The organism is Pseudonocardia sp. ICBG162, from assembly GCF_020496225.1.
Lineage (GTDB): Bacteria > Actinomycetota > Actinomycetes > Mycobacteriales > Pseudonocardiaceae > Pseudonocardia > Pseudonocardia alni.
This window is the reverse complement of sequence record NZ_JAHLJD010000005.1, coordinates 172,175-193,498: the sequence shown is the minus strand read 5'-3', so window position 1 is coordinate 193,498 and position 21,324 is coordinate 172,175. Positions and strand designations below refer to the sequence as shown.

Genomic DNA, 21,324 nt, shown 5'->3' with positions numbered 1-21,324 from the left:
AGCCGATCAGCCGGGGATCTCCCAGGTGTGGACGGGCTGGTTGGCGGTCGAGTGCGCCAGGTAGCGCTCGAGCATGCCGCGCAGCGCGCTCATCCGGTCCGCGCCCCGTGCCTCCAGCGCGGCGACGGTGTCGATCTGCCACGACGACCCGGTCTGACGCGTGACGCAGCGCCGCTCCAGCACCGTCAGGTACCGGTCGCAGACCGCGCCGGAGACGCCCCAGCGGGCGAGACCCTCGTGGGCCAGGGGGAGCAGCTTGCGCAGGGCGAGCTCGTCGGGGAGCACCCAGCCGGTGCCGGGCCAGTACAGGGGAGCGTGCATGCCGTGCTTGGCCGCCGTCTGGAAGTTCTCCCGCGCCGCCTCGAACGACACAGACCGCCACAGCTGCTGGTCGGCCTCGACCAGGGTGCGCAGCAGGCCGTAGAAGAACAGCGCGTTGGCGACCATGTCGACGGTCGTCGGCCCCGCGGGGAGCACCCGGTTCTCGAGCCGGACGTGCGGGGTGTCGCCCGTACTGTCGTAGATCGGCCGGTTCCAGCGCCAGATCGTGCCGTTGTGCAGGGTCAGCTCGGGCAGGTCCGGGAAGCCCTTGTCGCGCATCTGCGTCGCCGGGTCCACATCGGACGTCAGCGGCATCAGCGCCGGGAAGTAGCGGGCGTTCTCGGAGAACAGGTCCAGCACCGAGTCGATCCAGCGCTCGCCGAACCAGACCCGCGGCCGTACCCCCTGGTTGTGGAACTCGGGGGTCCGGACGTCGCAGGACTGCTCGAACAGCGGGATCCGGGTCTCCGACCACAGCTGCGACCCGAGCAGGAACGGCGAGTTCGAACCGAGCCCCAGCTGGACACCGGCCAGGCACTGCGCGGCGTTCCAGTAGCGCCCGAAGTTCGCGGGGGACACCTGCAGGTGCAGCTGCATCGACGTGCAGGCCGCTTCGGGGATGATCGTGTCGAAGTCGGCGTTGACCCGCTCCTCGGGCGAGCAGCCGGCGATGTCGATCCGGATCGGCTCGCCCCGGGCGTTGAGCATCTGGTCGTTGAGCGCCTCGTAGCGGTCCTCGGGGGAGATCGCCTCGGCGGTCATGTGTCCCGGGTCCAGCGTCGGCAGGATCCCGATCATGACGAGCTGGGTGCGCAGGTCACCGGCCTTCGCCCCGGCGCCCGCGAGCAGATCGAGCAGCTCGTGCTCCAGCTGGCGCCACTGGTCGCCGGGCAGCGGCCGGGGCGGCAGGTTCAGCTCGAGGTTCCAGCGGCCGAGCTCGGTCTGCCACTCGCCCGAGTTGATCGTGTCCAACACGTCGCTCCCGTTGAGCGACGGCGCCAGCTCCGGATCCACCAGGTTGAACTCGATCTCGACGCCGGTCATCGGCTCCGTGTCGGAGAACGGGTAGCTGCTGAGCAGGTCACCGAGAGTGTCCAGACAGCGCTGCACCTTGATCCGGTACCGCTGGCGGTCGCGCCGGCTGAACGTCGTCCGGTCGACCACCTGACCCATGCGCGAACCGACCTCCATCGAACGGGGAGCGCCTTCTCACTCACACGGCGGAGGACCGTGCCGAAGGAGGCGGCACTACACCGTGTCATATCGCCGGACCGGGCGGTACCGGCTGACCGGGCGACCAGACGCGGCGAGCGGTCAGTGACGTGGGACGATCGGGCGTCGTGGCCATACTCACCACGGTCGAGCACCCCGACGACCCCCGAATCGACGACTACCGCGACCTCACGACAGCCGATCGGCGCCCCGATCGGCCCGGTGGGCGCGGGCTGGTGATCGCGGAGGGTGTCGTCGTCGTGCGCCGGCTGCTCGACTCGCCGTATCCGGTGCGCTCCCTGCTGGGGGTCCCACGGCGCCTCGACGAGCTCTCCGACGACCTCGCCGGCGTCGACGTGCCGGCCTACGCGACCGACGCCGACACCATGGCCCGAGCGGTCGGGTTCCACCTGAACCGGGGGGTGCTCGCCGTCGCCGACCGGGCTCCCGCGCCGTCCCTCGACGACGTCCTGGCCCGCGCCCGCACGCTGGCCGTCTGCGAGGGGGTGGGGGACCACGAGAACCTGGGGTCGTTGTTCCGCAACGCCGCCGCCCTCGGCGTCGACGCGATCCTGCTCGGCCCCGGCTGCTCGGACCCGCTGTACCGGCGCAGCGTCCGCGTCTCGATGGGGCACGTGCTGCGGGTCCCGTTCACGACCCTCGACGGCGCGTGGCCCGCCTCGCTGGACCGGCTGCGGGAGGCGGGGTTCACCGTCGCCGCCCTCACCCCCTCCGCCGACGCCGAGCCCCTCGCCACGGCGGGCCTGGGCGGCCGGAAGGTCGCCCTGCTGCTGGGTGCGGAGGGTCCCGGCCTCACCGACGAGGCCCTGGCCGCCGCCGACCGCCGGGTCCGGATCCCGATGGCGAGCGGCGTGGACTCGCTCAACGTCGCGACGGCCGCCGCCGTCGCCTTCCACGCCGTCACCGGCGGGGGCTGACCGCGGGCGCGGTCCCACACCGGATCCGTGCTCCCACACGGGACCGGATCCGGTACGGGAGACCGGAACCCGTGCGGGACCGTGTCAGCGCTGGCCGCGGACGCCGAGCAGGACCTCGTCCCACGACGGCATGACCGGCTTGCCCTTCTTCGTCCGCCGTGATCCGGCGGTGGAGGGGCGGCGCGGGGCCGCGCTCTCGGTGTCCTGTGCCGGAGCGGGGTCCGTCTCCTGCTCCGAGCCGTTCGACGACGACGTGGCCGGTGCCCCGGTGGTGGTCGCGGCGGCCCCGGTGGGGGCGTCGGTCCGCTCGCCGGGGGCGTCGCCCTCCGCGGTGGGGGAGACCTCGCCGTGGTCGGCAGAGGTGCTCGTGGAGCCCGCGGCGGTGCCCGCGGCCGCCGGGGTGGACGGTGCCGCGGTGGTCGGTGCGGCGGTCGCGCTGTCCGGCGCCGGGGCCGGTGCCGCCGTGGTCGGGCCCGGGGTCGTCGGGTCCGTAGTGGTCGGTGCGGCGGCGTCCGACGCGGAGGTGGCCGTGGCCGCTTCCGACGAGGTCGTCGCCGACGAGGCGGCCGGTGTCGTCGCGTCGCCCGCGGACCCGGAGTCCGTGGCGGACGTACCCGCACCGGTCGCGGTCGCGACGCCCGCGGCCGTGGCAGCCGGGGTCGGGACGGTCGAGCCTGCCGCGTCCGAGCCTGCCGCGTCCGTGTCGGCCGCGTTCGTGCCGGTCCGGATCGGGGTGGCGGAGCCGGAGCCCGCCGACACCGGGGCCGTGTCGGCGGCGTCCGAGCCGGTCGACTCCCGGCCGGTCGAGCCCGTGGCGGGTGCGTCCGAGCCGGTGCCGGCGGAGGCCGCGGCGGCCGGGGCCGAGCCGTTCGACGAGGTGCCGTTCGAGGAGGTGCCGTTCGACGAAGTGTCGGTCGACGAGGGGCTGGTCGACGAGGTGCCGGTCGAGGCGGAGCCGCTCGGGGCTGCGCCGGTCGTGCCCGTACCCGTGCCGGCCGCCGCGGTCGTGTCGGCGCCGGGAGCATCCGCAGTGGCGGTCGAGGCAACCGTGCCGTCGGTGTCCGCGGAGTCGGCCTTCGCGGAGTCGATGTTCGCGGAGTCGGCCTGCGAGGCGTCGGCCACAGCGGACGACCCGGCGTCCTCGACCTGCTCGACGCGCTGGGGGACCACGGGCGCCGCGGCGGCCGGGGCCCGGGTGTCGTCCGGGCGGGCGCCGACGGTGCGACCGGGTGTCTCGACGCGGGTCCGGGGCGGCGGGGGGCTCGCCCGACGCTGCTCGGGCGCGATCCCGCGCCCGGCCCAGGCCTCGGGCTGCTGCCCACCGGCGGCCGCGACGGCGCGCGCCGGAGCGGCGGTCGTCGGAGCCTGGGGGGTGTGGTCCTCGTCGCGGGCCATGTCGACCACCGCGCCGAGCGGACGCAGCGGACGTGCGGGCAGACCCTCGACGAGGTCGGAGGCGTGCTCGTCCAGCGCGACGACGGTGCCGCCGTGCGCGCCGGGCTGGAACGCCCAGTGCGCGGCGTTGTCCGAGCGGCCGGTCTGCCAGGTCAGGACGACGACCCACTTGCCGTCCTCGCCCTTCCAGGAGTCCCAGCCGGCCCCGCCGTAGTCCTGTCCACGCAGGCCGAAGGTGTGCGCGACGGTCTCACCGAGCGTGCGCGAGTCGGGCCCGTCGGCGCGCTGCGGGTGGGCACCCTGGGCCAGCTCGGCGGTCCGCGACCGTTCGAGCAGGACGGGATAGGCGAAGCGTTCGATCTTCTGGGTCGGGACACCGGCCGCGGCTGCGACCTCGTCGACCGACGCGCCACCCCGGATTCGGGCCTGGATCTCCCGTGGGCGCAACTGGCTCTCCAACTCGATCGCGATCTGGCCGAGCCGGGTCACGTCACCCCGTGCCGCGGCCCGCAGCTGCTCGTCGGCCGGCACCGTGTAGCGCTCGCGACGCCCCGGGTCCTCGAGGACGACCGAGCCGTCCCCGGTCACCCCCACGACCCGCAACGCGCGCATCGACCTGACCTCCTGCTGTCGTCCCCGTCCGGGTGACGGTAGATGGCGAGGGGTCCGTGCCGGGTGAGGCGCGCCGGGCGAGTTCTGCCTGGTCGACAACACCTACTCGCTCGGGGGACCGCCGAGCCGTTCTCACTCACCGTGCGCAGCGTCGCACAACGTGTGACTCGCGAGGGAATTGGGGCGAGTGATACGTGTGTGACTACAACGAGTTGCTATCGATCACGCAACGACGCCGCGCGGCGACGCAACCCGGTGTGCCCGGTGTCGTGGCCACCCCGACGCGGAACAGGACGTCCGGGACGTATCGCCCGCCCGGTGATCCGCAGTCCGCGCGGTGATCCGCGGCCCGCGCGCGTCCGGACGCGCGCGAACGACGGAACTGCGCGCGCCATGTGGATCACCGGCCGATGCGCCCATCGGCGCCCGCTGCCCGCCGCCCGTTGCCCCTGCCGGCGCGGTCGTTCCTCATCGGCGCGGGTGATCCCCGCCCGCTCGGACCGCGGCCGGGTCGGGCACCGGCTCGACGGCGGCGCCGAGCCGGATCATCCGGGTGGCGACGGCGGCCGGTCCGCCCGCGAACGTCAGGAGCACCGGCACGTCGAGAAGATCCTCGGACGCCACGAACGACGCGTCGGCCCGGGCCGAGCAGGCGAGAACGATGCCGCCGACCACGGCGAGGAGGAAGGTGATCCGCTCGAGGCCGGGTCCGCGTCACCGGGCGCGACGGCGAGGAGCAGGAGAGCGGCCGGGGCGTGTCCGGGAGCGGCACCCCGGTGACGACGGTCAGGACGGTCGGGGTGCCGACGAACACGACCGCCGCGGCGAGGACCACCGCCGGGCGGGCCGACCGCAGCCGGTCGACCCACCTCGGTGGACGGTCCTCGTTCACCCGGGAAGAGGTGGGGTCAGGAGCCCAGTCGCTCCACGACCCAGTCGACGCACGCGGTCAGCGCCGAGACGTCCGACGGCTCCACGGCCGGGAACATCCCGATCCGCAGCTGGTTGCGGCCCAGCTTCCGGTACGGCTCGGTGTCCACGATCCCGTTCGCGCGTAACGCCTTCGCCACCGCGGCGGCGTCGACGGCGTCATCGAAGTCGATCGTGCCGACCACCAGGCTGCGGTGCGCCGGGTCGGTGACGAACGGCGTCGCGAAGCTGCTCTTGTCGGCCCAGGTGTAGAGCCGGTCGGAGGAGTCGCGGGTGCGCGCGACGCAGCCGTCGAGCCCGCCCAGCGCGTTCATCCAGCGGACCTGGTCCTCGAGCAGGAACAGCGTCGCCAGCGACGGTGTGTTGTAGGTCTGGTCCTTGCCGGAGTTGTCGACGGCGGTGGCCAGCGACAGGAACGGCGGGATCCAGCGGTCCGACGCGGCCAGCTCGGCGACCCGCTCCAGGGCCTTCGGGCTCATGATCGCGAGGAACAGGCCGCCGTCGGAGGCGAAGCCCTTCTGCGGGGCGAAGTAGTAGACGTCGGACTGGGTGATGTCGACCGGCAGCCCGCCGGCGCCGGAGGTGGCGTCGATCAGCACGAGCTGGTCGTCGGTGGTGCCCGCGGGCCGGTTGACGGGCACCGCGACGCCGGTGGAGGTCTCGTTGTGCGCCCACGCGATGACGTCGACCGACGGGTCGCTCACCGGCTCCGGCGCGCTGCCCGGATCGGCCTTGACGATCACCGGGTCGGCCAGGAACGGGGCGCCGGTGGTGGTGTCGGCGAACTTCTGGGAGAACTCGCCGTAGGTCAGGTGCAGCGAGCGCTCACGGACCAGGCCGAACGCGGCCGCGTCCCAGAACGCGGTGGAGCCGCCGTTGCCGAGGACGACCTCGTAGCCGTCGGGCAGGGAGAACAGCTCGGCCAGTCCGGACCGCACCCGTCCGACGAGCTCCTTCACCGGCTTCTGCCGGTGCGAGGTGCCCATCAGGGAGTCGCCGGTCGCGGCGAGGGCGGACAGCTGCTCGGGGCGCACCTTGGACGGGCCGCATCCGAAGCGGCCGTCCTGCGGAAGGAGATCGCCGGGGATCTTCAGATCGGCAGGGGAGGTCACCCCACCAGTGTCGCAGCCGGACCGGCGTGACGTGCGACGAGTGCTGCGCGCCACCCGCCGGCGTCACCGGGTGACGGCGGGGGCGCGATGCGAGCGCCGGTAGGCGAGCGGGGCCATCCCGATGTCGGCGTGCAGTCGCTGACGCAGCGCGGCGGTGGTGCCGAAGCCGGAGCGGGCCGCGACCTGCTCGACGGGGAGGTCGGTGGTCTCCAGCAGGCGTCGCACGAGGTCGAGGCGACGCGCGGACAGCCAGCGCCCCGGGCTGGTGCCGGTCTCGGCGCGGAAGCGGCGGGTGAAGGTCCGCACGCTCATCGACGCCCGTTCCGCCAGCTCCTCGACGGCGAGCGGCCGGTCGAGGTGCTGCAACGCCCACTCGCGCACGGCGCGGGTGTCGGGGCCGCCGCCGGGGTCGGGGACGTGGGACTCCACGAACTGCGCCTGCCCGCCCTCCCGCCACGGCGCGACGACGTTGCGACGGGCCGTCGCCGCGGCGATCCCGGCGCCGTGGTCGCGGCGCACCAGGTGCAGGCAGAGGTCGATGCCCGCGGCGACGCCCGCCGAGGTGAGGATGTCGCCGTCGTCGACGAACAGCACGTCCGGATCCACCTCGACCTGCGGGAACATCCGTCGCATGCGCCCGGCGTGGGCCCAGTGCGTGGTGGCGCGACGGCCGTCGAGCACCCCGGCGGCGGCGAGGGTGAAGGCGCCGGTGCAGATCCCGACGACGCGCGCCCCGCGCGCCACGGCCCGGCGCACCACCGCGAGCGCCGCCTCGTCGCCGACGCCGGAGCCCCGGATCGCCGGGACGACCAGCGTCCCGGCGCGCTCCAGGGCGTCGAGCCCGTGCTCGGGCAGCACCCGGTAGCCGGCGCTCGTGCGGACCGGGCTGCCGTCGACCGAGGCGACCCGCACGTCGTAGAGGGGGGTGCCGTCGGGGGTAGTCGTGGTGCCCAGGATCCGCTCGGGGATCGCCAGCTCGAACGCGATCACCCCGTCGACGGCGAGGACCCCCACCCGGTGCATGGCCGAATTCTTGCACATGTCGTCTCGACGGCCACTGTTGCGCGACGCAGGGACCCCGCACCATGAGCCCATGACGACGGCGCCGACGACATCGGCCACGCAACGACGCCGGGTGCACCCGGCCTGGTGGGCCGCGGCCGCGACGTTCCTCGCGCTGCTCGGCGCGGCCGGGTTCCGGTCCACACCCGGGGTGCTGGTCGAGCCCCTGCACGCCGAGTTCGGCTGGGGCATCGGGTCCATCTCCTTCGCGCTGGCTGTGAACCTCGCCCTGTTCGGGGTGACCGCGCCGTTCGCGGCGGCGCTGATGGAGCGCTTCGGCGTGCGCCGCGTGGTCGCGACCGCACTGGTCATGGTGGCGGTCGGCGCGGGCACGACCGTGTTCATGACGGCGGTCTGGCAGCTGGTGCTGCTGTGGGGCGTCGTCGTCGGGCTGGGCACCGGGTCGATGGCGATGGCGCTGGTCGCGACCGTGGTGAACCGCTGGTTCGTCGCCCGCCGCGGCCTGGTCTCCGGCATCCTCACCGCCGCCACCGCCACCGGGCAGCTGGTGTTCCTGCCCCTGGTCGCGGCCGTCGTCGAGTCGGGCGGGTGGCGGCCCGCGGCGCTGATCACCGCGGGCGCGGCGCTGGCCGTGGTGCCGGTCGTGCTGCTGTTCCTGAAGGACCGCCCCGCCGACGCCGGGGTCCTTCCCTACGGCGGCACCGAGGCCGACGTCGTCCCGCCGCAGCGCACGGGTGCCGCGCGGCTGGCGCTGCGGGCCCTGGCCGACGCCTCGCGCACCGGCACGTTCTGGCTGCTCGTCGGCGGGTTCTTCATCTGCGGCGCGACGACGGCCGGGCTGGTCCAGTCCCACTTCGTCCCGGCCGCGCACGACCACGGCATGCCCGCGACGACGGCGGCCTCCCTGCTCGCCCTGGTCGGCATCTTCGACCTGCTCGGGACGATCTTCTCCGGCTGGCTGACCGACCGTGTCGACCCGCGGCTCCTGCTGGGCGCCTACTACGCGCTGCGCGGGCTGTCGCTGTTCCTGCTCCCGCCGCTGTTCGGGACCGACCTCAACGCCAGCATGCTCGCGTTCGTCGTGTTCTACGGCCTGGACTGGGTCGCGACCGTCCCGCCGACTATGGCGCTGGCCCGCGAGGCGTTCGGCGCCCGCTCGGCGGTGGTGTTCGGCTGGATCTTCGCCTCGCACCAGATCGGGGCGGCGTTCGCCGCACTCGTCGCGGGGCTGGTCCGCGACGCGCTGGGCAGCTACGACGCTGCCTGGTACGGCGGCGCCGTCCTCTGCGTCGTCGCGGCCGGGCTGTCGCTGGCGATCCGGCGCCGGCGGGTCCCCGCGCCGCTGCCCGCCGGCTGATCACCATCGGCTCACGATCGTCCCGATCCCGCCCGGGGGTCCCCGATGTCCGATAGGACACGAACCGGGCGAACAGAGGGGACGACCGTGACCGAGAATCACCCCGGCCCGGGGGAGCCCGGGCCGCCGCAGCCCGGCATCGTGCCGCTGCGACCGCTCGACGCCGGCGAGATCCTCGGCGGGGCCTGGCGCTACGTGCGCCGCCGCCCCGTCCTCACGCTGGTGCCGGCCCTCGTGCTGATGGTGGTCGTGCTCGGGGTCCAGGGCCTGCTGATGCTCGTCGAGCCCGCGCCGCCCCCGACCCTCGACCTGGTGGAGGCGTTCGCGGGGTCCATGGGCAGCGCCCTGCTGGTCGCACTGCTGGGGGCCCTGGTGACTCCGCCGTTCGCGGTGCTGCTGCTGGCGGGCCTGCACCTGTCGGTGATCGGACAGCGGCCCACGCTGCGTTCGGCGTGGGCGGCCGGTCGCGACCGGCTCGGCGCCGCGTACGGGGCGCAGCTGATCCTCACGGCGATCGGTCTCGTGCCGACGGCGCTGGTGTGGGCCGTGTCGTTGCCGCTGTGGCGGGCGGGCGGCGTGGCTGCCGCGGTGGGGGCGCTGATCGCGATCGCCGCCTACCTCGCCGTGCTCTGGGTGACCGTGCTGCTGGCACTGACCCTCCCGGCCGTCGTCCGGGAGCGGCGCGCCGCCGTCGACGCGCTGTGGCGGTCGGTCGAGCTGGTCCGAGGCGCTTGGTGGCGCTGTTTCGGCGTCCTGCTGCTGCTGGTCCTGGTGATGCTCCTGGTCGGGATCGTGGCCGGCGCCGTCGCGGGGCTGGGCGCCGTCGGACTAGTGGTGGCCGGCTTCGAGACCGCCGCCATCGCGGTGTTCGTCGGGGCGATCCTGGTGGTCGCCGTCCCCGGCACGGCCCTGGGCCAGGGCGTCTACGGCCTGCTCCACCAGGACCGGTGGCTCCGCCACGACGGCGGGGACGCCGTCGCGCGGGTCACCGGCCCCCTCTCCTGAGCGGGCCCCGGTAGGACGGACGGGCGCGGGGCCCGGTCAGCGGGCGACGACCGAGTCCCAGCCCTCGACCTCCTGCGGACGGCGCGGGCCCGGGCCGATGTACTGCGCGCTCGGACGCACGAGCTTGCCCTCGCGCTTCTGCTCCATCACGTGCGCCGACCAGCCCGCGGTCCGGGCCGAGGTGAACATCGCGGGCATCATGTGCGGCGGGACCTCGGCGAAGTCGAGGATCACCGCCGCCCAGAACTCGACGTTGGTCTCGATCGGCCGGTCCGGGCGCCGCTCGCGCAGCACGGCGAGCGCGGTCCGCTCCAGCTCGGCGGCCACCTCGTAGCGCGGGGCGTTGAGCTCCTGGCAGGTGCGGCGCAGCACGCGGGCCCGCGGGTCCTCGGCCCGGTAGACCCGGTGCCCGAAGCCCATGAGCTTCTCCTTGCGGTCCAGCAGGCCCTTGACCAGCGCCTCGGCGTCGCCGGTGCGCTCGACCTCGTCGATCATCGGGAGCACCCGGGCGGGGGCGCCGCCGTGCAGCGGGCCGGACATGGCGCCGATCGCGCCGGACAGCGACGCAGCGGCGTCGGCGCCGGTGGAGGCGATCACCCGGGCGGTGAAGGTGGAGGCGTTCATGCCGTGCTCGGCGGCGGACACCCAGTAGGCGTCGACGGCGGCGACGTGGCGCGGGTCGGGCTCGCCGCGCCAGCGGGTCATGAAGCGCTCGGTGATCGTCGAGCACTCGTCGATGCGCGACTGCGGCACCGCGGCGACGCCGATCCCGCGCGCGGACTGCGCGACGTAGGACAGCGCCATCACCGAGGCGCGGGCCAGGTTGTCGCGGGCCTCGGTGTCGTCGATGTCGAGCAGCGGGCGGTAGCCCCAGTACGGGGCGAGCATGGCCAGCGCCGCCTGCACGTCGACGCGGACGTCACCGGTGTGCACCGGGATCGGGAACGGCTCCGCCGGCGGCAGGCTCTGCCCGAACCGGCCGTCGACCAGCAGCGCCCAGACGTCGCCGAAGGTCACGGTGCCGGCGAGGTCCTCCAGGTCGACGCCGCGGTAGCGCAGCGACCCGCCGTCCTTGTCGGGCTCGGCGATCTCGGTGCGGAACGCGACGTGGCCCTCCAGACCGGACTTGAAGCCGGGCGGGGGCGGGGGCACCTCGTGCGCGAGCGTCTCGGTCACCGGGTCTCCTTCGGCTCTGGTGGACGCCGTCACCCTGCTCCGAACGGGTTGCCGGGGCAACGTGACCGGCCGGTGTCGTCGATCACGAACCGGACACCCGTGCGTGAACGACCGGGTCGACCGCACCGAACGGCGGGTGCACACGCGGGGCCGTCCCCCTTACGGTCGGGGTCGCTGTACCTGCTCGGAAGGGGAACCGATGACCGACGCGCCCGCCCTCGAGAGGATGCGGACGGACTACTCGAGCCGCCCGCTCGACGTCGACGACCTGGCTCCGACCTGGCACGAGCAGCTCACCGCGTGGCTGGAGCAGGCCCGTGAGGCCGGGCTGACCGAGCCGAACGCGATGGTGCTGGCGACGTCGGACCCGGACGGGCTGCCGTCGTCGCGCACCGTCCTGTGCAAGGGCCTCGACGCCGGCGGGATCGTCTTCTACACGAACTACACCTCGGCCAAGAGCCACGACCTGAACCGCACGCGCGTCGCCTCGGTGACCTTCCCCTGGTACGACCTCCAGCGGCAGGTGCAGCTCTCCGGCCGGGTGGAGCGCTGCTCCGACGCCCAGTCCGACGCCTACTGGGCGCTGCGCCCGCGCGGGTCGCAGCTGGGGGCGTGGGCGTCGGCGCAGTCGACGATCGTCGCCGGGCGCACCGTCCTCGACCAGGCGCTGGCCGGGGTGACCCGCCGGTTCGACGGCGTCACCGACATTCCGCGGCCGCCGCACTGGGGCGGCTGGCGGATCGTGCCGTGGCAGGTCGAGTTCTGGCAGGGCCGCGCCGACCGCATGCACGACCGGCTGCGTTTCGAGGTCGGCCGCGACGACGCCTGGTCGGTCCGCAGGCTCGCCCCCTAATACTACAGTCGCGTTTATGTTGAGGGTGATCGGTGTGTTTCCGGTTCTGGTGTTCGTGACTGTGTTAACCCTTGGCGGTGGGTGACGATATTGGTGTGGCGGATGTGCGGGAGTGGGCGGCGGGTCTGGACGAGATCGCGCGGTTGATTGGGTCGCGGTTCGCGCGTTCGGAGCCGCGGGCGAACGCGGTCGCGTATGTGCGGGGGCTGCTCTCGGAGCGGGAGCGGAAGAACTCGTGGACGATCTCCGAGCAGGCCGGTCAGCCGGTGCCGGATCCGATGCAGCGGCTGCTGTCGACGACGGACTGGGATCCCGATGCAGTGCGGGACGATCTGCGCACGTATGTCGTTGCGCACCTGGGCGACCGGGCTGGGATCCTCGTCGTCGACGAGACCGGGTTCCTGAAGAAGGGAGACCGGTCGGCGGGTGTCGCGCGGCAATACACCGGCACGGCGGGTCGGATTGAGAACGCGCAGGTCGGTGTGTTCCTGACCTATGCGACGCCGCATGGGCGGACGTTCCTGGACGGGGAGCTGTATCTGCCGAAGGCGTGGACCGAGGATCGCCCCCGATGTGACCGTGCGGGGATCCCTGCTGATCGTGAGTTCCGCACCAAGCCCGAGCTGGCGGTCGAGATGATCGCCCGCGCGATCGACGGCGGGGTTCCGGCGTCGTGGGTGACCGGCGATGCCGTCTACGGACAGCACTACCGGCTCCGCAAGAGCCTCGAAGACCGTCAGATGAGCTACGTGCTCGCGATCCCCTCCAACCAGCGCGTGATCGCCAAGACCACCTCGTCGATCATCGGGAGCGAGTACCGGGCCGACGCGCTCATCGCAGGACTGCCGGCCACCGCGTGGCGCAGCAGGTCAGCCGGCGCCGGATCGAAGGGCGACCGTCGCTACGCGTGGGCGCGGGCGCGGATCAACGGGGAACGCGATCCCGACGCCGAGTACTGGCTGCTGGCCCGCCGCAGCCTGACTGCCCCCTCAGAGCTGGCGTACTACCTCTGCCACACGCCCAAGCGAGTCGCGCTCAGCGAGCTGGCCCGGGTCGCCGGCGCGCGGTGGGCGATCGAGGAGACCTTCCAGACCGCGAAAGGCCAGACCGGCCTCGATCATTACCAAGTCCGGCAATACACCGGCTGGTACCGGCACATCACTCTCTCCATGCTCGCGCACGCCTTCCTCACCGTGACACGGTCAAAAAGGGGGCTCTCCACGCCGACAGCGGCGAGCTCATCGCGCTGAGCCTGCCCGAGATCCGCCACCTCATCGCCACCCTCGCACTGGACACGATCGCCGACCCCGGCCACGTGCTGCGCCGCTCACGCTGGCGACGAAGACACCAACACACCGCCCAACAGCACCACTACCAACACCGCAGCCACAACCCATAAACGCGACTGTAGTACTAGGAGGGAACCCGGAGGCGCACCGTCGGGGGTCCCGTGTACACCTTGACGTCGTGAGCAGTCGCAACGATCCGGGGGACGGGCCGACCGAACCCGTGCCCGGCGCGGAACGGGACTCCCCGACCCGGCCGGTCCCGTCCGCGGCGGGCGACGGCCCGACCACCCGGACCCGCGCCGGTCGGGTCACCGGCCTGCTGCGGTCGACCTTCGCCGACACCACCCCCCCGCTGCGCACGCCCGCCTACCGGCGGCTGTGGGTGGCCGGGATCGTGACGGTGATCGGCGCGCAGCTGTCGGTCGTCGCCGTGCCGATCCAGATCTTCCAGCTGACCGGCTCCTCGGCCTACGTCGGCCTCACCGGGCTGTTCGGCCTGGTCCCGCTGGTGGTGTTCGGGCTGTGGGGCGGCGCGGTCGCCGACGCGGTGGACCGGCGGGTGATGCTGCTGTTCACCGGGTCGGGCATCGCGCTGAGCTCGCTGGCGCTGTGGGTGGTGTCGGCCAGCGGCGCCGGCAACGTGTGGGTCGTGCTGGTGCTGTTCGCGTTCCAGTCGGCGATGCTCGCGATGAACCAGCCCACCCGCAGCGCGGTCATCCCGCGGCTGCTGCCCGCCGAGCAGCTGCCCGCGGCGAACGCGCTGAACATGACCGTCGTGCAGGTCGGCGCGGTGCTCGGGCCGCTGCTGGCCGGGGTGCTGATCCCGTTCATCGGGCTGTCGACGCTCTACCTGATCGACGCGATCTTCCTGCTGGCGACGCTGTGGGCGACCTGGCGGCTGCCCGCGCTGCCCAGCTCCGCGCAACGGGTGGACGGCGCCCGCCCCAAGGTGGGGCTGCGCTCGGTCGTCGACGGCTTCCGCTACGTCGGGACGCAGCGCATCCTGCTCGTCTCGTTCCTGGTCGACGTGATCGCGATGGGCCTGGGCATGCCCCGGGTGCTGTTCCCGCAGATGGCGGTGGACACCTTCGGCGGGTCGGCCGACGGCGGCATCCAGCAGGGCCTGCTGTTCGCCGCGATCCCGATCGGGATGGTCGCCGGCGGCGTGCTGTCGGGCTGGCTGCAGAAGGTGCAGCGCCAGGGCGTCGCGGTCGTGGTCGCGGTGTGCGTCTGGGGCGGCGGGATCCTGGTGTTCGGCCTGACCGGGTCGCTGTTCCTCGCGGTGCTCGCGCTGGCCGTCGCCGGTGCCGGTGACCTGGTCAGCTCGGTGTACCGGTCCTCGATGCTGCAGACCGTCGCCACCGACGAGATGCGCGGCCGGATGCAGGGCGTGTTCATCGTCGTCGTCGCGGGCGGGCCCCGGCTGGCCGACATGTGGCACGGCTCGGCGGCCTCGCTGATCGGGCCCGGTGTCACCGCGACGCTCGGCGGCGCCGCCGTGGTCGTCGGTGTCCTGCTGTGCGTGTGGCGGTTCCCGGAGTTCCTCCGGTATCGCGCGCCCGGTGGCGGAGCGTGAGAATCGTCGCCGCGTTCTGCGGATTCCGCCCGGCGGGCTAGCGTGTGTCCGAGACCCGATTGATCCCCGCTGTGAGAGGGAACCTCCACATGTCCGACGAGACCGCCGCCAAGTCCGACACCGCCGTACTCCGGTATTCGGGCGGCGAGTTCGAGACCGCGGTGCACACCCCGACGGAGGGGTCGCAGGCCGTCGACGTCAGCAAGCTGCTCGGCAAGACCGGCCTGGTCACCTTCGACCCGGGCTTCACCAGCACCGCGGCCTGCTCCTCGGCGATCACCTACATCGACGGTGACGCCGGCATCCTCCGTTACCGCGGATACCCGATCGACCAGCTGGCCGGGAACTCCACGTTCCTCGAGGTCAGCTACCTGCTGATCTACGGCGAGCTGCCGAGCCAGCAGCAGCTCGACGCCTTCACCAACCGGATCAGCCGGCACACCCTGCTGCACGAGGACCTGAAGCGCTTCTTCGAGGGCTTCCCGCGGGACGCGCACCCGATGCCGGTGCTGTCGTCGGCGGTCAGCGCGCTGTCGACCTTCTACCAGGACTCGCTGGACCCGCACGACGAGGAGGCCGTCGAGCTCTCCACCGTGCGGCTCATGGCGAAGGTCTTCACGATCGCCGCCTACGCGTACAAGAAGTCCGTCGGGCAGCCGTTCCTGTACCCGGACAACTCCCTCGGCCTCGTCGAGAACTTCCTGCGGATGACCTTCGGGTTCCCCGCCGAGCCCTACGAGCTGGACCCGGACATGGTCCGCGCGCTCGACACCCTGCTGATCCTGCACGCCGACCACGAGCAGAACTGCTCCACCTCGACGGTGCGGCTGGTCGGCTCCAGCCAGGCGAACCTGTTCGCCTCCATCTCCGCCGGCATCAACGCGCTGTTCGGCCCGCTGCACGGCGGCGCCAACCAGGCGGTCCTGGAGATGCTGACCCGCATCAAGGACGTCGAGGGCGGCAACGTCGACGACTTCGTGAACCGGGTCAAGAACAAGGAGCAGGGCGCGAAGCTGATGGGCTTCGGGCACCGGGTCTACAAGAACTACGACCCGCGCGCGAAGATCGTCAAGGAGCAGGCCGAGACGATCCTCAAGAAGCTCGGCGTCAACGACCCGCTGCTCGACATCGCCATGACGCTCGAGGAGAAGGCGCTGGCCGACGACTACTTCGTCGAGCGCAAGCTCTACCCGAACGTCGACTTCTACACCGGCGTCATCTACCGGGCGATGGGCTTCCCGGTGAAGATGTTCACCGTGCTCTTCGCGCTCGGCCGGCTCCCGGGCTGGATCGCGCACTGGCGCGAGATGATGAACGACCCGCAGAACAAGATCGGGCGTCCGCGCCAGCTCTACACCGGCTCCGCGGAGCGCCTCTACGTCCCGGTCGGCCAGCGCTGACCCCGTAGCACCGCCGCTGTACGCACGGCCCCGCCGGACTCCCCGGCGGGGCCGTCGCGCGTCCGTCGACGGGCGGGCCGGCGGTGGCGCCGCTAGCGTCGACCGGCATGGCGCCCAGCACTGCCGTCGTCTGGTTCCGGCGCGACCTCCGGGTCGCCGACCAGCCCACGTTCCTCGCCGCCGCCGACGCCGCCGACCGCGCGCTCGCGCTGTTCGTGCTGGACCCGGCCCTGTTGACCCCTTCCGGTACGGCCCGCACGAACTTCCTGTTCGGCTGCCTGCGCGCGCTCGACGAGGCACTCGGCGGGAAGCTCCTCGTCGTGAAGGGCGACCCGGCCGACGTCGTCCCGCGGATCGCGAAGGCCGTCGGTGCGCAGACCGTGCACGTCGCCGCGGACTACGGCCCCTACGGCCGCGAGCGCGACGAGCAGGTCGAGAAGGCGCTCGCCGAGGACGACGTCGAGCTCGTCCGCACCGGCTCGCCCTACGCCGTGGCGCCCGGCCGGGTGGAGAAGGGCACCGGCGGGTCGTTCAAGGTGTTCACCCCGTTCAGCCGCGCCTGGGCCGACCACGGCTGGCGCGCCCCCGCCGAGACCGACGCCGGAACCTGCACCTGGATGGACCCGTCCGACAAGGACGGTGGCCCGCGGGCCGTCGCGATCCCCGACGACGGCGCGGTCGAGGCCGAGCTGCCCGAGGCGGGGGAGTCCGCGGCGCTGGCCCGCTGGGCGGAGTTCCTCGACGCGGGCGTCGAGGACTACGAGTCCGTCCGCGACCTGCCGGCCGAGCGCGGCACCTCGGGCATGTCGCCGTACCTGAAGTACGGCTGCGTCCACCCGCGCACGCTGCTCGCGGACCTGGCGCAGCGCAAGGGCGACTCGGTGAAGGCCTACCGCACCGAGATCGCCTGGCGGGAGTTCTACGCCGACGTGCTCCACCGGCGCCCGGACTCCGCGCGCGGCAACTACGACACCGCCTTCGACCACCTGCCGCTGCGCACCGGGAAGGCCGCCGACGCCGACTTCGAGCGCTGGTGCGAGGGCCGGACGGGCTTCCCGATCGTCGACGCCGGGATGCGCCAGCTGCGCGGCGAGGCGTGGATGCACAACCGGGTGCGGATGATCGTCGCGTCGTTCCTGGTCAAGGACCTGCACATCCCGTGGTGGCGCGGCGCGCGGCACTTCATGTCGCTGCTCGTCGACGGCGACCTGGCCTCCAACCAGCACGGCTGGCAGTGGACGGCCGGGTCGGGGACGGACGCGTCGCCGTACTTCCGGGTCTTCAACCCGATCACCCAGGGCCAGCGGTTCGACCCCGACGGGGACTACGTGCGTCGCTGGGTGCCCGAGCTCGCCGACGTCGAGGGGAAGGCCGTGCACCAGCCGTGGAAGCTGCGCGACGGCATCCCGGAGGGCTATCCGGAGCCGATGGTCGACCACAAGGCCGAGCGGCAGGACGCGCTCGCCCGCTACGACCAGGTCAAGGCCGCCCGGTCCTGAGCGCGTCCCGCCAGCGGACCCGCGCCCCGGTGCGCAGCACCGAGTTGCGGTAGACCCGCGCCGCGAGCACCACCATCCCGGCCAGCGCGAGCAGCGCCAGCACGAACGCGACGACCGGCTCCCACCACGCGGTCACCCCCAGCGCGGTGCGGGCCGGCATGAGCGTCTGCGACAGGTACGGCACGAACGACAGCACCGTCGTGACGGGGTTGCGCGGGTCCACGGGCAGCACGGCGACGGCGAGCAGGAACGGCACGAGCAGCACGACGGCGATCGGCGCGGTCACCGACTGGAGCTCCTCCTGGCGGGACACCAGCGCGCCCGCCGCCGCGTAGAGCGTCGCGAACAGGAAGAACCCGACCAGGTACCAGGCCAGCGCCGACACCAGCGTCGGCAGCAGCAGTGCCGGGACGGCCAGCGCGCCGGTGCCCACCGCGACGGCCGCGCCCACACCGCCGAGGATCAGCAGCTGCAGCAGCCCGACCAGGCCGAGCCCGAGCACCTTGCCCGCGAGCAGTTGCCGCGCCGGGATGGTCGCGAGCAGCAGCTCGACCACGCGCCCGGCCTTCTCCTCGACCACCCCCTGCGCGACGGCCGCGCCGTAGGCGGTGACCGAGAAGAACAGCAGGAACGTCACCACGAACGCGGTGCCGATCCGCTGCCCGAGCTCGGTGTCGACCGGTTCGAGGGTGCGCACCCCCACCCCGGACAGCGCGCTGACCTGCTCGGGGTCGGCGCCGGCGGCGAGCAGCGACTCGCGCACGGCCTGCTGCTCGACGACGTCGGCGACCAGCGACCGCAGCCCCGGGGCGACGTCGTCGAGGCCCACGAGCTGGTAGGTCCCCGGCGCCCCGGTGAGCATCGCGTCGGCCTCGCCGGTGCGGACCATCGACTCGGCGGTGTCCCGGTTCCCGGCCTCGGTCAGCCGCAGCGCGGTGCCCAGCCGGTCCGCGGTGCCCTGCAGCTCGCCGCGCAGCTCGCGGGCCGGCCCGTCGAGCACCAGCGACGACGACGAGCTCTGCGACCCGGCGAACACGATCACAGCGCCGTAGCCGCCGAACACCAGCAGCATCAGCAGGATCCCGACGACGAACGTCCGCGACCGCAGCTGCGTGGTGATCTCCCGCCGCGCGACGAGCAGCACCGTCCTCATCGGGCACCCTCGGTCGCCGGGACGGCGCGGTCGCGCACGGCGTCGCGGTACAGCTCGGTCAGCGGCGGCCGGTACGGCCCGAACGCGTGCACCGGCCCGGCGGCCAGCGCCGCGGCGAGCAGCGCCTGGTCGTCGGTGCCCGGCGCCAGCTCGACCCGGGTGCGGTCGTCCTCGGTCCCGACGACCCGCACCCCGGCGAGGGCGTCGGCCCAGCCGGGCGGCGGGCCGGTGACGTCGTAGCGGTCAGCGGCCCCGGCGCGCAGCCCGTCGACCGTCCCGACCGCGACCATCCGGCCCGCCGAGATGATGCCGACCCGGTCGCACAGCCGCTCCACCAGCTCCAGCTGGTGGGAGGAGAACACCACCGGCACCCCGGCCGCGGCGCGCTCGCGCAGCACCGCCCCCAGGGTGTCGACGGCCGCCGGGTCCAGCCCGGAGAAGGGCTCGTCGAGCACCAGCAGGTCGGGGTCGTGCACCAGCGCGGCGCACAGCTGCACCCGCTGCTGGTTGCCCAGCGACAGCTTCTGCACCTCGTCGCCGCGGCGGTCGGCGAGCCCGACCCGGGCGGTCCAGGTCTCGGTGGCGGCGAGCGCGGCCGACCGGGACAGCCCGTGCAGCCGGGCCAGGTAGACGAGCTGCTCGGCGACCCGCATCCGCGGGTACAGACCGCGCTCCTCGGGCAGGTAGCCGATCCGGCGGCGTTCCGCGGGACCGAGCGGGGCGCCCCTCCAGGTGACCGCGCCGGCGTCGGCGTCGAGGACGCCGAGCACGATCCGCATCGTCGTCGTCTTGCCCGCCCCGTTGCCGCCGACGAAGCCGAACACCTCGCCCGCGCCGACCGTGAAGCTCACCCCGTCGAGGGCGGTGGCGGGGCCGAACCGCTTGGCGAGGCCGTCGATCGCCAGCACCCGGGCGACGCTACACGGGGCGGGTGTCGCGCACCGGTATCGATCACCGCGCGTGGGTGGCAGCCCCCCTTTCCGCTCTGTAAGCTCCGCACACCGCAATGGTGCTGGATATGTCGATCGTGTAACGAAATGCGCTTCCGGTAGCGGTTTACGCATTGCGTGAGTGGGGGGTCCTCGAATGTCATCGGTTCCGGCAGGTGCTGGTCAACAGAGTGGCGAGAACGAAGTGGAGCCCTCCGTACTGCGGAGGGCGGTCGCCGCGTCGGCGATCGGAAACGCGACGGAATGGTTCGACTACGGCATCTACGCCTACCTGACCGTCGAACTGACGAACGCGTTCTTCCCGGGCGAACTGGGCTACCTCGGAACGCTGCTCGGCTTCGCGATCTCGTTCGTCCTGCGACCGCTCGGCGGCTTCGTGTGGGGCCCGCTCGGTGACCGCATCGGCAGGCAGAAGGTCCTGTCGATGACGATCATCCTGATGGGTGTCGCGACGTTCCTGATCGGTGTCATCCCGTCCTACGAGACGATCGGCTGGGCCGCCCCGGCGCTGCTGTTCCTGCTGCGGATCATCCAGGGCTTCTCGACCGGCGGTGAGTACGGCGGCGCCGCCACGTTCATGGCGGAGTACGCGCCGGACCGCAAGCGCGGGTTCTGGGGCAGCTTCCTGGAGTTCGGCACCCTGGCCGGCTTCACGCTCGCGGTGCTGGTCGTCTTCGGCCTGGAGACCGCGATCGGCGAGCAGGCCATGCTCGACTACGGCTGGCGCATCCCGTTCATGATCGCCCTGCCGCTGGCGATGATCGGTCTCTACATCCGGACCAAGCTCGAGGACACCCCGGTGTTCCGCGACCTGGAGGCCGCCGGCGAGTCCGAGTCCGCCGCGACCGGTGCGCTCAAGGACCTCATCGTCCGCTACTGGCAGCCGATCCTGGCGCTGTTCGGCCTGGTCATCGCGCTGAACGTCATCAACTACACGCTGCTGACCTACATGCCGACCTACCTGCAGACGACGCTGTCGATGGACTCGGCGAGCGCCGACACCGTCGCCGTGGTCGGCCAGGTCGTGATGATGCTGCTGATCCCGTTCGCCGGTGCGCTGTCGGACCGGATCGGCCGCAAACCGTGCTGGTGGATCTCACTGGTCGGCATCTTCGTGCTGGCGATCCCGATGTACATGCTGATGGCGCAGAGCCTGCCACTGGCGATCCTCGGGTTCACCGTGCTCGGCCTGATCTACCTGCTGCAGCTCGGGACGATCTCCGCGACGTTCCCGGCGATGTTCCCGACCCACGTCCGGTTCGCCGGCATGGCGATCTCCTACAACGTGGCGACGGCGGCGTTCGGCGGCACCGCGCCGCTGATCAACGAGGCGGCCATCGAGGGCACCGGCGACGTCCTGTTCCCGGCCTACTACATGATGGGCGCCTGCGTGGTCGGCATGATCGCGCTCTACTTCGTCATCGAGACGAAGGGCGTGTCGATCGCCGGCCGCGAGGTCCCGGGGCTCGCCGAGCACCGCGCACGGCAGGCCGCGAAGACCGGCTCCTGAGCCGCACCACCGG

General features: G+C 72.9%; 17 protein-coding genes. 9 read left to right on the top strand and 8 right to left on the bottom strand.

From position 1 onward, the window contains the following. Nucleotides 1–6: 6 nt before the first annotated feature. Entirely contained in the window at nucleotides 7–1,494 is a 1,488-nt protein-coding gene (locus KPL60_RS01305) for a glutamate--cysteine ligase (RefSeq protein ID WP_073577871.1), read from the bottom strand. 167 nt (nucleotides 1,495–1,661) lie between these two features. On the opposite strand from KPL60_RS01305, the gene KPL60_RS01300 reads away from it, so the two are divergent. Then, complete coding sequence (locus KPL60_RS01300) at nucleotides 1,662–2,471, top strand: RNA methyltransferase (RefSeq protein ID WP_226354950.1); 810 nt, start codon at nucleotides 1,662–1,664, stop codon at nucleotides 2,469–2,471. A gap of 84 nt (nucleotides 2,472–2,555) precedes the next feature. Here KPL60_RS01300 and sepH read toward each other — a convergent pair whose 3' ends face one another. The 4 genes from sepH to KPL60_RS01280 form a co-directional block, all read right to left on the bottom strand. Then, the gene (gene sepH / locus KPL60_RS33415) at nucleotides 2,556–4,478 is read right to left on the bottom strand and encodes a septation protein SepH (RefSeq protein ID WP_255655117.1); all 1,923 of its coding nucleotides are present in this window, start codon (nucleotides 4,476–4,478) and stop codon (nucleotides 2,556–2,558) included. 468 nt (nucleotides 4,479–4,946) lie between these two features. Continuing rightward, the gene (locus KPL60_RS01290) at nucleotides 4,947–5,153 is read right to left on the bottom strand and encodes a hypothetical protein (RefSeq protein ID WP_226364620.1); all 207 of its coding nucleotides are present in this window, start codon (nucleotides 5,151–5,153) and stop codon (nucleotides 4,947–4,949) included. A 233-nt stretch (nucleotides 5,154–5,386) separates the two neighbouring features. Further along, complete coding sequence (gene serC, locus KPL60_RS01285; protein ID WP_226354952.1) at nucleotides 5,387–6,520, bottom strand: phosphoserine transaminase; 1,134 nt, start codon at nucleotides 6,518–6,520, stop codon at nucleotides 5,387–5,389. A 63-nt stretch (nucleotides 6,521–6,583) separates the two neighbouring features. Then, nucleotides 6,584–7,543 carry a GlxA family transcriptional regulator gene (locus KPL60_RS01280; RefSeq protein WP_226364619.1) on the bottom strand — a complete coding sequence of 320 codons (960 nt, stop codon included), beginning with the start codon at nucleotides 7,541–7,543 and terminating at the stop codon, nucleotides 6,584–6,586. 70 nt (nucleotides 7,544–7,613) lie between these two features. On the opposite strand from KPL60_RS01280, the gene KPL60_RS01275 reads away from it, so the two are divergent. Beyond that, the gene (locus KPL60_RS01275; protein ID WP_226354954.1) at nucleotides 7,614–8,900 is read left to right on the top strand and encodes an MFS transporter; all 1,287 of its coding nucleotides are present in this window, start codon (nucleotides 7,614–7,616) and stop codon (nucleotides 8,898–8,900) included. 87 nt (nucleotides 8,901–8,987) lie between these two features. Then, nucleotides 8,988–9,905 carry a hypothetical protein gene (locus tag KPL60_RS01270; RefSeq protein WP_226354955.1) on the top strand — a complete coding sequence of 306 codons (918 nt, stop codon included), beginning with the start codon at nucleotides 8,988–8,990 and terminating at the stop codon, nucleotides 9,903–9,905. A gap of 36 nt (nucleotides 9,906–9,941) precedes the next feature. Here the strand turns inward: KPL60_RS01270 and KPL60_RS01265 are convergent, their stop codons facing one another. Continuing rightward, nucleotides 9,942–11,081: a citrate synthase 2 gene (locus tag KPL60_RS01265; RefSeq protein ID WP_226354956.1), complete on the bottom strand. Its 1,140-nt coding sequence runs from the start codon at nucleotides 11,079–11,081 to the stop codon at nucleotides 9,942–9,944. Nucleotides 11,082–11,280: 199 nt separating this feature from the next. On the opposite strand from KPL60_RS01265, the gene pdxH reads away from it, so the two are divergent. The 5 genes from pdxH to KPL60_RS01240 all read left to right on the top strand — a co-directional run bounded on the left by pdxH (nucleotide 11,281) and on the right by KPL60_RS01240 (nucleotide 17,698). Beyond that, nucleotides 11,281–11,934, top strand: coding sequence for a pyridoxamine 5'-phosphate oxidase (pdxH, locus tag KPL60_RS01260; protein WP_226354957.1), 654 nt, complete (start codon nucleotides 11,281–11,283; stop codon nucleotides 11,932–11,934). A gap of 95 nt (nucleotides 11,935–12,029) precedes the next feature. Continuing rightward, on the top strand, nucleotides 12,030–13,184 hold the full coding sequence (locus KPL60_RS01255; RefSeq protein ID WP_374228582.1) for an IS701 family transposase: 1,155 nt from the start codon (nucleotides 12,030–12,032) through the stop codon (nucleotides 13,182–13,184). 217 nt (nucleotides 13,185–13,401) lie between these two features. After that, nucleotides 13,402–14,799 carry an MFS transporter gene (locus KPL60_RS01250; RefSeq protein WP_226364618.1) on the top strand — a complete coding sequence of 466 codons (1,398 nt, stop codon included), beginning with the start codon at nucleotides 13,402–13,404 and terminating at the stop codon, nucleotides 14,797–14,799. 89 nt (nucleotides 14,800–14,888) lie between these two features. Continuing rightward, entirely contained in the window at nucleotides 14,889–16,199 is a 1,311-nt protein-coding gene (locus tag KPL60_RS01245; protein ID WP_062399893.1) for a citrate synthase, read from the top strand. A gap of 107 nt (nucleotides 16,200–16,306) precedes the next feature. Beyond that, nucleotides 16,307–17,698 carry a deoxyribodipyrimidine photo-lyase gene (locus KPL60_RS01240; RefSeq protein ID WP_226364617.1) on the top strand — a complete coding sequence of 464 codons (1,392 nt, stop codon included), beginning with the start codon at nucleotides 16,307–16,309 and terminating at the stop codon, nucleotides 17,696–17,698. On the opposite strand, the gene KPL60_RS01235 is transcribed toward KPL60_RS01240, so the two are convergent. Both KPL60_RS01235 and KPL60_RS01230 read right to left on the bottom strand, forming a co-directional pair. Further along, on the bottom strand, nucleotides 17,679–18,851 hold the full coding sequence (locus tag KPL60_RS01235; protein ID WP_226364616.1) for an ABC transporter permease: 1,173 nt from the start codon (nucleotides 18,849–18,851) through the stop codon (nucleotides 17,679–17,681). The two genes, KPL60_RS01240 and KPL60_RS01235, sit on opposite strands and share 20 nt — an antisense overlap. Further along, nucleotides 18,848–19,759: an ABC transporter ATP-binding protein gene (locus tag KPL60_RS01230; RefSeq protein ID WP_226364615.1), complete on the bottom strand. Its 912-nt coding sequence runs from the start codon at nucleotides 19,757–19,759 to the stop codon at nucleotides 18,848–18,850. Before KPL60_RS01230 ends, KPL60_RS01235 begins: the two co-directional genes overlap by 4 nt. A gap of 226 nt (nucleotides 19,760–19,985) precedes the next feature. Here KPL60_RS01230 and KPL60_RS01225 point away from each other — a divergent pair, with 226 nt between their 5' ends. Further along, nucleotides 19,986–21,311 (top strand): MFS transporter, encoded by a 1,326-nt coding sequence (locus tag KPL60_RS01225; protein ID WP_226364614.1) that lies wholly within the window; start codon nucleotides 19,986–19,988, stop codon nucleotides 21,309–21,311. Nucleotides 21,312–21,324: the final 13 nt, after the last annotated feature.